The 13,444-nt window shown below is 61.6% G+C and carries 11 protein-coding genes and 2 tRNA genes; 6 read left to right on the top strand and 7 right to left on the bottom strand.

Translation table 11 applies throughout. From position 1 onward, the window contains the following. Nucleotides 1–45: 45 nt before the first annotated feature. The 5 genes from P7F28_RS26935 to P7F28_RS26955 all read right to left on the bottom strand — a co-directional run bounded on the left by P7F28_RS26935 (nucleotide 46) and on the right by P7F28_RS26955 (nucleotide 4,457). Nucleotides 46–1,467 carry an aldehyde dehydrogenase family protein gene (locus P7F28_RS26935; RefSeq protein WP_277187903.1) on the bottom strand — a complete coding sequence of 474 codons (1,422 nt, stop codon included), beginning with the start codon at nucleotides 1,465–1,467 and terminating at the stop codon, nucleotides 46–48. Between the two features lie 23 nt (nucleotides 1,468–1,490). Next, nucleotides 1,491–2,405, bottom strand: coding sequence for a TauD/TfdA family dioxygenase (locus tag P7F28_RS26940; RefSeq protein WP_277187904.1), 915 nt, complete (start codon nucleotides 2,403–2,405; stop codon nucleotides 1,491–1,493). A gap of 67 nt (nucleotides 2,406–2,472) precedes the next feature. After that, a complete protein-coding gene (locus tag P7F28_RS26945; protein WP_277187905.1) occupies nucleotides 2,473–3,828 on the bottom strand; it encodes an MFS transporter in 1,356 nt (451 codons plus the stop codon). Nucleotides 3,829–4,135: 307 nt separating this feature from the next. Beyond that, nucleotides 4,136–4,222, bottom strand: a tRNA-Leu gene (locus tag P7F28_RS26950). 148 nt (nucleotides 4,223–4,370) lie between these two features. Further along, nucleotides 4,371–4,457 (bottom strand) — tRNA-Leu (locus tag P7F28_RS26955). 240 nt (nucleotides 4,458–4,697) lie between these two features. Here P7F28_RS26955 and rnr point away from each other — a divergent pair. The 6 genes from rnr (at nucleotide 4,698) to rpiA (ending at nucleotide 10,922) form a co-directional block, all read left to right on the top strand. Then, nucleotides 4,698–7,250, top strand: a complete 2,553-nt coding sequence (gene rnr / locus P7F28_RS26960) for a ribonuclease R (RefSeq protein WP_277187906.1) — start codon at nucleotides 4,698–4,700, stop codon at nucleotides 7,248–7,250. A gap of 87 nt (nucleotides 7,251–7,337) precedes the next feature. Then, nucleotides 7,338–8,081, top strand: a complete 744-nt coding sequence (gene rlmB / locus P7F28_RS26965) for a 23S rRNA (guanosine(2251)-2'-O)-methyltransferase RlmB (protein WP_277187907.1) — start codon at nucleotides 7,338–7,340, stop codon at nucleotides 8,079–8,081. 10 nt (nucleotides 8,082–8,091) lie between these two features. Next, nucleotides 8,092–9,000: an HNH endonuclease gene (locus P7F28_RS26970; protein ID WP_277187908.1), complete on the top strand. Its 909-nt coding sequence runs from the start codon at nucleotides 8,092–8,094 to the stop codon at nucleotides 8,998–9,000. Continuing rightward, a complete protein-coding gene (locus P7F28_RS26975; protein ID WP_277187909.1) occupies nucleotides 8,987–9,811 on the top strand; it encodes an N-acetylmuramoyl-L-alanine amidase in 825 nt (274 codons plus the stop codon). Before P7F28_RS26970 ends, P7F28_RS26975 begins: the two co-directional genes overlap by 14 nt. Continuing rightward, the gene (locus P7F28_RS26980) at nucleotides 9,808–10,194 is read left to right on the top strand and encodes a SirB2 family protein (protein WP_277187910.1); all 387 of its coding nucleotides are present in this window, start codon (nucleotides 9,808–9,810) and stop codon (nucleotides 10,192–10,194) included. Before P7F28_RS26975 ends, P7F28_RS26980 begins: the two co-directional genes overlap by 4 nt. A gap of 35 nt (nucleotides 10,195–10,229) precedes the next feature. Next, nucleotides 10,230–10,922: a ribose-5-phosphate isomerase RpiA gene (rpiA, locus tag P7F28_RS26985; RefSeq protein ID WP_277187911.1), complete on the top strand. Its 693-nt coding sequence runs from the start codon at nucleotides 10,230–10,232 to the stop codon at nucleotides 10,920–10,922. Nucleotides 10,923–10,996: 74 nt separating this feature from the next. On the opposite strand, the gene P7F28_RS26990 is transcribed toward rpiA, so the two are convergent. Both P7F28_RS26990 and P7F28_RS26995 read right to left on the bottom strand, forming a co-directional pair. Beyond that, nucleotides 10,997–12,409 carry an undecaprenyl-phosphate glucose phosphotransferase gene (locus P7F28_RS26990; protein WP_277188005.1) on the bottom strand — a complete coding sequence of 471 codons (1,413 nt, stop codon included), beginning with the start codon at nucleotides 12,407–12,409 and terminating at the stop codon, nucleotides 10,997–10,999. Between the two features lie 29 nt (nucleotides 12,410–12,438). Further along, complete coding sequence (locus P7F28_RS26995) at nucleotides 12,439–13,185, bottom strand: Crp/Fnr family transcriptional regulator (RefSeq protein WP_277187912.1); 747 nt, start codon at nucleotides 13,183–13,185, stop codon at nucleotides 12,439–12,441. Nucleotides 13,186–13,444: the final 259 nt, after the last annotated feature.

The following is a 13,444-nucleotide window of genomic DNA, read 5'->3' on the forward strand; positions in this document are numbered from 1 at the left end:
CTCCGGTTTTTTGTGTGGCGACGAAGCCGGAACCGGAGTTCACGATTACATCGTCACCGACTTGCATTCCAGATATTCGGCGAGACCTTCCGCGCCGAATTCGCGACCATTGCCCGAGGTTTTGTAGCCGCCGAACGGCACGGTGATGTCGAGCATCGCGCCGTTGATCCGCACCGAGCCGACCCGCAGGCGTGCCGCCACGCGACGCGCCCGCTCCGGATCGCTCGATGCGATATACCCGGCCAGACCGTATTCCGTGTCATTGGCGATGGCGATGGCCTGTTCTTCGTCGTCGTAGGGGATGATGACCAGCACCGGTCCGAAAATCTCTTCGCGGGCGATCGCCATGTGATTGCGGACATCGGTGAATACGGTCGGCTTCGCGTAGAAGCCGCGTTCCAGTCCGGCCGGTCTGCCGAGGCCGCCCGCCACCACGCGCGCGCCTTCTTCGATACCCAGACCGATCAGGCGCTGCACTTTCTCGTATTGCATCCGGTTCGAAATCGGTCCCATCTTGGTGGCGGGATCGTTAGGATCGCCAACGACAACGGCATTGGCCACCTGCGCGGCAATCGCCGATGCCTCTTCGAGCCGATTGCGTGGCACCAGCATGCGCGTGGGCGCAACGCAGGTTTGCCCGGAGTTGACCATGCACTGCACGACGCCGCTCGTCACCGCCGATTGAAGATCGGCGTCGTCGAGAATCAGCAGCGGAGATTTGCCGCCGAGTTCCTGCGCGACGCGCTTGACGGTCGGTGCGGCGCTCATCGCCACGGCGATACCGGCGCGCGTCGAGCCTGTGATCGACACCATGTCCACGCCGCGATGCGACGCCAGCGCTTCGCCGACGAGTGCGCCATCGCCATAGATCATGTTGAACACGCCGGCGGGCGTACCGGCTTCGTGCATGATCTGGGCGAAGAGATGCGCGTCGAGCGGCGAGATTTCGGACGGCTTGAGCACCACCGTGCAGCCGGCCGCCAGCGCGGGCGCGACTTTCGCGGTGATCTGGTTCAGCGGCCAGTTCCACGGCGTGATCAGCGCGGCGACGCCGATGGCCTCGCGACGCACGTAGCTTTTGCCGCGAACGCTTTCGAATTCGAACTGCCGCAACGTTTCCAGCGATGCCTGCAACTGCGCGAGACCGATCGGCGCTTGCAGCGTATTGCACAGGGAAATGGGCGCGCCGATTTCCTCGCACACCGCCCGCGCGAGTTCCTCGAGGCGCGCGCGATATCCCGCGATCACGCGTTCGAGCAGCGCCATGCGTTCATCGCGGCTCGACTCCGACCACGCCGGAAACGCCGCCCGCGCGGCCGCCACGGCGCGATCGACGTCGGCCGCCGTGCCCATCGCCAAGGTGCCGACGGGGCGTTCCGTGGCCGGATCGTTCAGATCGGTCAGCGTGCCGCCGGGAGCGGGTTCCACCCATCGACCGTTGATATAGAAAGTATTGAGCGTCTTCATGTGGCTTTCCTGGATGCGCGAACTCAGACCGGCCGGTCGCCGATGATCGTCGCGCGCATCATCTGACGCGGCGCGGGGAAGTAGTCCTGCACGGCGTAGTGCTGGCACGAGCGGTTGTCCCAGAACGCGATGGTGTTGGGCTGCCACTTGAGACGCACCTGATATTCGGGCGCTTGTGCCTGACGGAACAGATACTGAAGCAGGTCCATCTCGGCCAGCTTGTAGTCGAAGCCGATGCGGTATTCATCGACGGTCTTCTTGCCGAAATTCTCCAGATGCGTGGTGAACGCCTCGTTGACGAACAGAATCCGCTCGCCGGTTTCCGGATGCGTGCGCACGACCGGATGCACGACCGGCGGAAACTTCTTGCGCATTTCGTCATGCTGATCATCGGGAATGACGATGCCGAACAGCGGCAGAAACTCGTGCACGGCCTTGAGACTGTCGATGCGCGCCTTGACGTCATCGGAGAGATTCTCGTAAGCCGCCACCATGTTGATCCAGATGGTGTCGCCGCCGACTTCCGGGCACTGCACGCAACGCAGCATCGAACCCATCGACGGGACTTCGCGCCACGACACGTCGGAGTGGTACAGGTTTTCACGGCCGCGTTTCGAGTCGTTGCGTCCGAGGATCACGAGTTCCGGATGATCCGGATGATGCGGAAAAGCCGGGTGCACTTCGAGATTCCCGAAGCGCCGCGCCACCGCGATATGTTGAGCCGGCGAGATATCCTGATCGCGGAAGAACAGGACCTTGAACTTTAGCAGCGCCCGGCGTAGCGCGAGGTAGGTGGCGTCGTCCAGCGGATCGCGCAGGTCGAGATCATCGATTTCCGCGCCGATGGTCGGCGTGAGGCGCGTCACGTTGAACGGCCAGTTTTCGAGATCCGATGCCTTGGTTCGGCTGGATTGGAAAGCGGTGCTTGCTGCTTGCATGGGGTGTCTCCTGATACGCGGGCTTGATGCAGTTTGTTGCGATGGATCGGTGGCGGACGCGGTCGTCTCACCGCTCCGGAACGTTTTGCGTCGGCGTGATCGTCCAATCGACGTCGCTCACCGGCTGGCCGAGCAGCATCTGATGCGAGCGCACGGGATTCAGAAAACGCAGACCGATCAGCGCGGCGGCCATCAACAGAACAGCGCCCGTCGCGAAGCCGACCTCGTAGGCGTGGACCGTCGCGCCATTCGCCTGCACGATGCGGCCCATGACCGTCGGCGCGATCGCCGCGCCCAGACTCGCGACCGCCGTATGAATCCCGACGATGGCGCCGCGCTGACTATCGGGCACGACTTCCGCGAGCAAGGCGGGCGCGAGCGTGAAGCAGAGCGTCGGCAGCGCGCAGGCGAAGGCCAGCAGCGCCGCCTTGCCGACCGCGCCCGTCTGAACGACCGGCAGCATCACGAGCATCGCGCCGCCGATGAACACGGTCAGGCATACGAGCCGGGCGCGCGCTTGCTGCGTGGTCGCGCCGCGTCCCAGCAACCATTGCGAGAACCAACTCAAGCCGATATTGACCGGCGACGCCACCGCGATGACCGCAGCGAACCACCGGCCTGCATCGATATTGGCGAAGCCGAGCCCTTTCTCGAGATAAGTGGGTAGCCATGCGAGGTTTTGCCCGAGCATCCAATAGGCGACGAAGCCGAGCAGGAACGTGGACAGCACCGAACGGTCCGTCAGGATTTTTCGATAAGGCAGGCGCGTGGGTTGAGCGCTCGGCTTATCGTCAAGATGGCGCGAGGCAGGCGTTTGCTGCTGAGTGCCGATCGTGCCTTCGCGCCCAAAGTAGAGCCACAACACCGTCCATACCGCGCCCACTGCGCTGAGGATGAAGAAGTTCATCCGCCAGCCCCATTTGTGAGTGATCAGCGGGATCAGAAGCCCGGCGAGCAGCAAGCCGAGCGCCGCGCCCTGATTGACGATTGCAACGGGCAGGCCACGCTTATGGTTGGGAAACCACTTGTAGAGCGCGTGAACCGACACCGGAAAGGACGGCCCTTCGGCCGCGCCGAGAATGACGCGGCACACGAGAAAAACCACCAGACTGGTGGCCAGCGCCTGCGGAATCTGCACGACAGCCCAGCAGATGCTCATGGCAAGCAGCAGGATGCGCGTCGGCACGCGATTGGACAAAAAGCCGATGACAATCGTCGAGGTCGAAAACAGCCAGAAGAAGCTGCCCGCGACGAAGCCGAACTGGGTGGGCGACAGGTGCATCTCTGCGGTCAGCGGCACGGCGACCATGCCGAACACGACCTTGTCGAGAAAATTGATGGTCGCCAGGCCCGTGAGCATCAAGGCCAGCGTCCACGCAGACCGTGGCTGGAAGCCGGAAGTATCGGTGACGGGAGTGTTCATCGGCGCGCTCCCGCCACGAGTGTCCACGCGTGACCCCGTTCAATCATTTCGTCTCCTTAGCTTTTCGTCTCGGCTGATCGGCTTCTCGCGCGAGGCGGAGCACGGGCCGTTCACGTCAAGGTAAGGGCGAGGGGACGAGCGGACGCCACCCGAATCAGGTAGGAAAGGGGTTAGCCCTTTGTGTGGCGTGGTGGCGGGAAATAGAAGGCGTGCAAAAAGCGGCGCGCAAAAACAAAAAACCCCACGATGAAGTCGTGGGGTTTTTGTACGCGACGCGCTAAAGAGCGAACCGCGAGAATAAGGACCTTGGTGCCCAGGAGAGGACTCGAACCTCCACGGTGTTGCCACCGCTAGGACCTGAACCTAGTGCGTCTACCAATTCCGCCACCTGGGCCAAGGGGTACAGCAAGCCCGCTATTCTAGCGGGTCAGAGCGGCGTGTCAACCGAAATGTCTTACGACTTCATCGAATCAAAACGCAGTCCCTGCACTAATAGAAAAAGCCGCCTGACTTTGACATCGAGGCGGCTTTTTCAAACATCTTGGTGCCCAGGAGAGGACTCGAACCTCCACGGTGTTGCCACCGCTAGGACCTGAACCTAGTGCGTCTACCAATTCCGCCACCTGGGCAAGGTTGCGATCTGCTTCTGTCAGTTCGTCAGCAGCAGAGAACGCAATTATAGCGAGCGTAACGAGGCTGTCAAGCGTTTCGCATTCAGTCGATACAACCCGCGATGCAACCGGCGCGTGGCGGACCGCATCGACACATGAGCGGCCTGTAACGCCCGTGGCGTCTGAAGCACGGGTGTTAGAATGGTCCGAACGATGTCCGTCCGTCTTGCTTGTTCTTGCTTGTGAATCAGGCCGCCAATGAACAAGGCCGAACAAGGCCGCAAAGCACGGCAAAAAAGTCCAGCCCAACGAGAAAAAATCATCGACAAGCCCTTGAGCAAATATCCGTATCCGATTCCCAGCCGCGAAGAGATCCTCGGCGTATTGCGCACGAGCGAGACTCCCCACGCCGCGAATGACATCGCCGAAGCGCTGTCGATCAAACGCCAGGAGCGCGAAGGATTTTTCAAGCGACTCGCGGCCATGGAACGCGACGGCCAGATCCGTCTCGACAAACGCGGTCACTATCAGCTCACGCATCCATCGAATTTTGTTGCGGGCCGCGTGCAGGGGCATCGTGACGGTTTCGGTTTTCTGATCCGCGATGACGGTCAGGACGATCTGTTCCTCCCGAACGGCGAAATGCAGAAGGTCATGCACAACGACCGCGTGCTCGCGCGCATCGTCGGGTTTGATCGGCGCGGACGGCCGGAAGGGCATATCGTCGAAGTCACCGAGCGCGCCAACAAGCGCATCATCGGGCGGCTGATCAACGAGAACGGCGCGCTGATTCTCGTGCCGGAAGACAAGCGTATCGGCCACGATATTCTCATCACGCAGAATCCGAAGAAGGCGAAGGTCGGGCAAGTGGTGTCCGTCGATCTGACGGATTTTCCGAGCCGTCATTCGCAACCCCTCGGGCGCGTGGTCGAAGTGATCGGCGATATCGACGATCCGGGCATGGAAATCGAAATTGCGGTGCGCAAATACGGCGTGCCGCATGAATTCAGCGATGCCGCACTCGCGCAAGCCGCCAAGCTGCCCGACGAAGTGCGTCCGGTGGATATCCGCCATCGTGTGGATTTGCGTGATGTGCCGCTGGTCACCATCGACGGTGAAGATGCGCGCGATTTCGACGATGCCGTGTATTGCGAGCCGATCACGGTCGGGCGCGGTCAGGGTTTCCGACTGCTGGTCGCGATTGCCGACGTTTCGCATTACGTGCGCCCCAACGAAGCGCTCGATGTCGATGCGCTCGACCGCAGCACGTCGGTGTATTTCCCGCGCCGCGTGATTCCGATGCTGCCGGAGAAGCTCTCGAACGGTCTGTGTTCGCTGAATCCGGACGTCGATCGATGCGTGCTGGTGTGCGACATGGTCATCACCGCGCGCGGCGAGATCAAGGCGTATCAGTTCTATCCGGGCGTGATGCACTCGGCGGCGCGGCTGACCTATACGGAAGTCGCGGCGGTGCTGGCGAATACCAAGGGTCCGGAAGCGGCTAAACGTGCCGATGTCGTGCCGCAATTGCAGAACTTGTATGGCGTGTTCAAGTCGCTGCATGCCGCGCGTCAAAAACGCGGCGCGATCGATTTCGATACCACCGAGACGTATATCGTCGTGAACTCGCAGGGCAAGATCGAGCAGATCGTGCCGCGTCATCGGAACGATGCGCATCGGTTGATCGAAGAGTGCATGTTGGCGGCGAATGTCTGCGCGGCGGATTTCCTGAAGCGTAACAAGCATCCGGGGCTGTATCGCGTGCATGCGGGGCCGACGGAAGAGAAGCTGGAGAATTTGCGCACGTTCCTGCGTGGCGTCGGATTGACGCTGACGGGCGGCGCGAAACCGCACGCCAGCGATTACGCCGCGCTGATCGCACAGATTCGCGATCGGCCCGACGCGCAGATGCTTCAGTCGATGGTGCTGCGTTCCATGCAGCAGGCCGTCTACAGTCCGGACAACATCGGTCACTTCGGTCTGGCGTATGAGGCGTACGCGCACTTCACCAGTCCGATCCGCCGCTATCCGGACTTGCTTACGCATCGCGCGATTTATGCGATTTTGCAGGGCAAAAAGTATCTGCCGGAAGTGGGCCACGATATCTTCCTGAGCACGGGCCTCACCAAGGCCGCGCGCGAAATGCAGAAATCCGACGACACCGCGCGCGGACGTTCGCGCAACAACGTCGCGATCTGGGAAGAACTGGGTCTGCATTGCTCGTCGAACGAACGTCGCGCCGATGAAGCCTCGCGCGATGTCGAAGCCTGGCTCAAGTGCTATTTCATGCGCGACAAGCTCGGCGAGGAATACGGCGGCATGGTGAACGGCGTGACGTCGTTCGGCATCTTCGTGCAGCTGGATTCGCTGTTTATCGAAGGCTTGGTACACGTCACGGAACTCGGCTCCGACTACTTCCAGTACGACGAGATCAAAAACGAGTTGCGCGGCGAGCGCACGGGCATTCGCTATCGGATGTCGGATCGCGTGCGCGTGCAGGTGAGCCGCGTAGATCTCGATGCGCGCAAGATCGACTTCCGCCTTGTACGCGATACGCCGGTGAAGCCGCAGGCGCCGCGTGCGGCTTCGTCGTCATCGGCGGCAGCGGAATCGGCGGGGCCGCGCATCCGTTCGTTCAACGACGACGAGATGCCTAGCACGCGGGCGCGTGGCGGCACGAAGAAGGGCGGTGGCACAGCGACGCCGCGCAATGGCGGCGGTGGCGGCAGCAACGGCGCGGGCGCGGCGAAGAAACGCGGGGCGGCGTCGAAATCGGCGGCGCAGGGGCGGCCGGCGCGCAAGAAGCGTTAAGGCCGTCGTAGTAGCTAGATAAAGGCACGCGGTCCGATGCAGGCGCATCGGACCGCGTGAAGTTTTTTAAAGGTTCGGATCACAGTCATGTCACGTCTCAAGGTTCTATACGGTTTTCACGCGGTTACGGCTCGCGTGCGCGCGGATGCATCGTCGGTCGAAGAGGTGTTGTACGACCCTTCGCGCAAAGATCGGCGCATGACGGATTTTCTGCGCAGCGCGAAGGAAGCGGGCGTGCGCCTGATTGCCGCCGATGAACAGCGCTTGTGGGGCCTGGCGGGCAACACTCAGCACCAGGGCGTGGTGGCGCGGGCGAGCGATTTGCCGCTGGCGCAAAACCTGGCCGAACTGCTCGATGGCGTCTCCGGCACGCCCTTGCTGCTCGTGCTCGATGGCGTGACCGATCCGCATAATCTGGGCGCATGTCTGCGCGTCGCCGATGCAGCGGGCGCGCATGCGGTGATCGCGCCGCGTGATCGCTCGGCGGGCTTGAACGCGACGGCGGCGAAGGTGGCGAGCGGCGCGGCCGAGAGCGTGCCTTACATCACCGTGACGAATCTGGCGCGCGCGATGCGCGAGTTGAAGGATGCGGGCGTGTGGGTGATCGGCACGGCGGGCGAGGCAACGGCTTCGTTGTACGAGACCAAGCTGGACGGTCCGGTGGCGATCGTGGTTGGCGCTGAGGGCGAAGGCATGCGCAGACTCACACGCGAGACCTGCGATGAAATCATGAATATCCCGATGGCGGGCGCGGTGGAGAGTTTGAACGTGTCGGTCGCGTCGGGCGTGTGTTTGTTCGAGGCGGTGAGGCAGAGAGGGGTGAAGAAGTAAGCGGCGCGTCATGAATTTCGTAAGCGATCTCCTGATCCCCGGCGAGATCTACACGCGCGATCAACTGAAATCGATCCTCGACACGCAAGACGCCACGATCAATACCGGCGTCTTCCGTCCCGCCGGTTTCGATTCGGTGCTGCTTTTCGTGACCGTAAAGAAGCCGTCCGATCGCACGCAATACGTCGATAAACTCGATGGCGACACGCTGCATTGGCAAGGCCAAAACTCGGGCCGTACCGATTCGCTGATCATCGAGCATCAGGAACGCGGTATCGAGCTATTGCTTTTCTATCGGACCGAGAAGTACGAGCACGAGTACGCGGGCTTCCGGTTCGAAGGCAAGTTCGTGTACGAGTCTCACGAGGGCCCTTTGCCCTCGAGCTTCGTATTGAATCGATACGCGAAGCTCGTCGCCTCCGAACTCACCGCCGAAGCCGACGCGGAACACGAAGCCGTACAAACCGGCGCATTCGATCCCACCAGTCTCGAAGACGCGCGCAAGAAGACTTTTGCGGCCATTGTCGTGCGGCAAGGTCAGCCGGCGTTCAGAAAAGCGTTACTCGATGCCTACGAGCGTCGCTGCGCCCTGACGGGTTGTGACGTCGAACCCGTGCTCGAAGCGGCGCATATCTGCCGCTATATGGGCGCGCACACCAACGTTGTATCGAACGGACTGTTGCTGCGCGCGGATTTGCACACGCTCTACGACCGCGCCTTGATCGCGATCGATCCGGCGACATACGAGGTTGTCGTCGCTGAGGAATTGCGAAAGAGCAGGTACGCGTTTCTGCAAAGCGGCGTGCTGCGTCTCCCGAAGAAAGCCGAGCACCAACCGAGCCAAGCCGCATTGCTCACACACTTACACCTCGTCCGATCGATCTGGGACAAGCAGGCACGCGCTCATGAATCTGTTTAAACGGCTCGCCGGTTTCGCCGCGCTCCTCGCGCTCACCGCCTGCACCACCACGATGATCGACCACGGCACCTACTACACCGACACGTCCCACCAAGCGAAATCCGCCGATTCCCGCATCCGTTTCCTCGTGATGCACTACACGGAAATCAACGAATCCGGCTCGCTCGCGGTCCTGACCGGCGACGAAGTCAGCGTCCACTACGTCGTCCCCGAAGCGCCTAAAGTCGAAAGAGGCGAGCCCGTCGTCTACCAACTCGTGCCCGAAGAAAAACGCGCCTGGCACGCGGGCCAAAGTTACTGGCAAGGCGCAACCGAACTGAACGCCTCATCGATCGGCATCGAAAACGTGAATCTCGGGCCGCTCGGCAACGGCCAGTGGCAGCCTTATCCGCCCGCACAGGTCGATGCGATCATCAAACTCTCGCGCGACATCATCGCGCGCTACAAGCTGCCGCCGACGCGCATCGTCGGACATAGCGATATCGCGCCGCAACGCAAGATCGATCCCGGTCCCGCGTTTCCGTGGAAAACGCTCTACGACGCCGGCATCGGCGCATGGCCCGACGATGCCACCGTCGCCGCGCTTCTCGCCAACCGCGATCCAAAATCGCCCGTCGATGTCCGCGCGCTGCAAGAAAAGCTCAAACGCTACGGCTACGACGTCGCTACCGACGGCGTGCTCGACGAGAAAACGCGTCGCGTGATCGGCGCGTTCCAGATGCATTTCCGTCCATCGGATTACGCCGGTAATCCAGACGCCCAAACCGATGCCATCGCGCAAGCCTTGCTCGACAAATACTTCCCGCAATGACCGAATTCTTCCCGATACTGCGCGCCATCCACATGTCCTGCGCGGCACTGAGCATCACCGGTTTCGTGCTGCGCTGGATCTGGATGCTCAACGACTCGCGCTTGCTGAACGCGCGCGCATCGAAGATCGTGCCGCATATCGTCGATACCTTGCTGTTGCTCAGCGCGATCGCGCTCGTGGTCATCGTCGGCTTTCAGGCGAACGCCGCGTGGATTTCGACCAAAATCCTGAGCCTCGTCGTCTACATCGTGCTCGGTACGTTTGCGCTGAAACGCGGCCGCACGAAAGGCGTGCGCACGGTGACGGGCGTGCTGGCGATCATCGTGTTCGCGTTCATTGCCTCGGTTGCGCGCACGCACGATCCGCTCGGTTTCCTCCGCTAAAATTCAGCTTTCCCCTCTACGCGCAGCACCATTCCATGACTCAGGACGAACTCAAGCAACTGGTCGGCCAGGCCGCCGCCGACTACGTGAACGCGAATGTGCCGGAAGGCTCGATCATCGGTGTGGGCACCGGATCGACGGCGAATTGTTTTATCGATGCCATCGCTCAGTCGAAAGCGCGTTATCGCGGCGCGGTGTCGAGTTCGCTCGCGACTACGGCGCGGCTCGAATCGCACGGCTTCAAAGTGTTCGATCTGAACGATATCGACACGCTCTCCATCTACGTCGATGGCGCCGATGAAATCGACGCCAGCGGCGCGATGATCAAAGGCGGCGGCGGCGCGCTGACGCGCGAAAAAATCGTCGCGTCGGTGGCGGACGTATTCGTCTGTATCGCCGATGCCAGCAAGCGCGTGCCGGTGATGGGCACATTCCCGCTGCCCGTCGAAGTCGTGCCGATGGCCCGCACCGCGATCGGCCGCAAGCTCGCGGCGCTCGGCGGCGTGCCGGTGCTGCGCGTGCAGAAGGACGGCATGCCCTTCATCACCGATAACGGCAACGAGATTCTCGACGTCAAAGGTCTGTCGATTACCGACCCGCGCGCGCTCGAAGCGCAGATCAACGCATGGCCGGGCGTGGTGACCGTGGGCTTGTTTGCATCGCGCGGGGCGAATCTTTGCCTGCTCGGCACGGAGCAGGGCGTCGAGCGCATCGACTATAAGAACTAAACCCGAAATAAAAAGCAAAAAAGCCCGGCGATACACATCGCCGGGCCTGTCTCCTCCGCGCAAGCGCCTGCCAATCAATACGCGTTGCGTCCGATGAATCCCTTGAAGATCGTCATCACCACGATCTTGATGTCGAACCAGAACGACCAGTTGTGGATGTAGAACAGGTCGAACTTCACGCGGCTCTGCATCTTTTCCACTTTTTCCGTCGCGCCGCGATAGCCGTTCACCTGCGCCCAGCCCGTAATCCCCGGCTTGATGCGATAGCGGAACATGTAGCCGTACACCAGATCCTTGTACAGATCGTCGTGTTCGAGCGCGTGCGGACGCGGACCTACCACCGACATATGCCCGAACAGCACGTTCAGGAACTGCGGCAGCTCGTCCAGACTCGTGCGTCGCAGGAACGCGCCAACTTTCGTCACGCGCGGATCGTTGCGCGTGGCTTGTGTGACGTGGCCGGTGTTTTCCTGATGCACGGCCATCGAACGGAATTTGTAGATCGGGAACGGACGGCCGTCCGCGCCCTTGCGTTTCTGCGTGAAGAACACCGGACCTTTCGATGTGGTCTTCACCGCGATCGCAATACCGATCAGAAGCGGCGAAAGGGCCAGCAGCGCCGTCGCCGCGAAGCAGCGGTCGAACAGCATCTTCGGCCACATCTGCAGGCTGCTGACGGGCGATGTCGTCAGATTGATGGTCGCGAGGCCCGCGACATCCGTCATCGAATGATTGAAGAGGGAAATGCTGCGCGTGTCCGGAATCAGGCGCAGGTTCACGAAATCGTGGCGCAGCGCGTGCGAGAAGCGATAAATCGTGTGTTCCTGCGATAAAGGCAGCGCGAGCCACACTTCGTGGATTTTTTCCGCGCGCACTTTGGCGACGAGCGCATCGAAGTCGTTCAGCACGGGCAGACGCGTGCCGTCGGTGCCCGCCGTGCTCGTGATAACGCCTGCGCCGCTCGCGGTGAGTTCTTCGCTGCCGGTGGTATCGAACAGGCAGACGGGCGTGAAGCCTTGCTCCGGCGTGCTCGACAGATGCGCCAGCAGCGTGCGCGCAAATCCCTGCGCACCAACGATCGCCACCGTCTTCTGATTGAGACCGTGCCCGCGCATCACGCGCAACGAGCTATACACCACGGCCTTGGTCGCGACGATCAGCGCGCCGGAAATCAGCGTGGAATACGCGAACCACAAGCGCGACACCGCATCCATCCGATGCAGCGTGTACGCGAGCAGCAGCCCGGCCGCCACCACCGACATCCACGCCAGCGTGACGCGTGCGAGCATCACCGGCAAGGACTTGCCGCGCCACGTTTCATACACGCCGTAAGCGGGGAACAGCAGCAGCGTCAACACGCCGTTGAAGGCGATCAGCAGCTTTTCGACGTCGCTGATATCGAGCGTGGAGAAGCGCATGGAATGCGCGATCAACCCGCCCGCAATCACAAAGAGAACGTCGAGCGTACGAGCCGCCCACGAGAACACACCGGGTTTTCTAGTCTGCATAAGTATTGTTAAACGCTGGAGGCCGACGCAGTTTCCGTCGCGCGCAGGCGCGGCAGCAGGCGGTCGAATTCGCGCTTGACGAGTCCATAGCACTCGCAGGCGCGTGCTTCCAGGCCTTCACGATCCACCACCTTGATGCAGCCACGGCTGTGATGGATCAGGCCCGCATCGTGCAGCTTTCCCGCCGCTTCGGTGACGCCTTCACGGCGCACTCCGAGCATGTCGGCGATGAGTTGCTGCGTCACTTGCAGTTCGTTCGACGCGGTGCGATCGATCTCGATCAGAAGCCAGCGGCACAGTTGCTTGTTCAGCGAATGATGGCGATTGCAGGCAGCCGTCTGCGCAACTTGCGTCAGCAGCGCTTGCATATAGAGCAGCATCAGGCGGCGCAGGAAGTCGGAACGGCCGAATTGCTCGCGCAGAGCCTGCGCGCTCATGCGATACGCAAAACCGGGGCATTGCACCTGCACGCGCGTCGGCATGGTTTCGCCGCCCGTGAGTACCGGCACGCCCGTCATGCCTTCGCGGCCCACTGCGGCGATTTCCACCGAGCCACCGTCTTCCATCGTGTGCAGCAGCGAGATGATCGCCGTCGTCGGAAAATACACGTGATGAATACGCTGACCCGAATCGCACAGCAATTGTTCCGTGCGCAGTTGCACGAGTTCGAGGTGAGGAGTGAGTGCTTGCCACTCATGCGCAGGCAGCGCGCCAAGCAGATGATTGCCGTGCAGATCGGACTGAAGGGTCAGCATGATTGGTTCTCTCTCGTGACTTTGCGCGTTGCGCTTCATTCTTTATTACTGATGTGACTGTTTTCTTGTGGGCCCGCAGAAGCAGGCAAATCGAAAACGAACCGCATCAGCCCCGTAGCGTCCTGTCCACACTTGAGTTGTTTTGGTGTTCGTGTGATTCAGGGTGCGCGACTCTTATAGCGAGGACCATGCCAGTGCGTGCCGTGCCAATGCTGGCTTGGCCTCATAGCGCAGGGGCATTTCGTGATGCAACGCAGCG

The sequence above is a fragment of the Caballeronia sp. BR00000012568055 genome, assembly GCF_029439455.1.
Classification (GTDB): domain Bacteria; phylum Pseudomonadota; class Gammaproteobacteria; order Burkholderiales; family Burkholderiaceae; genus Caballeronia.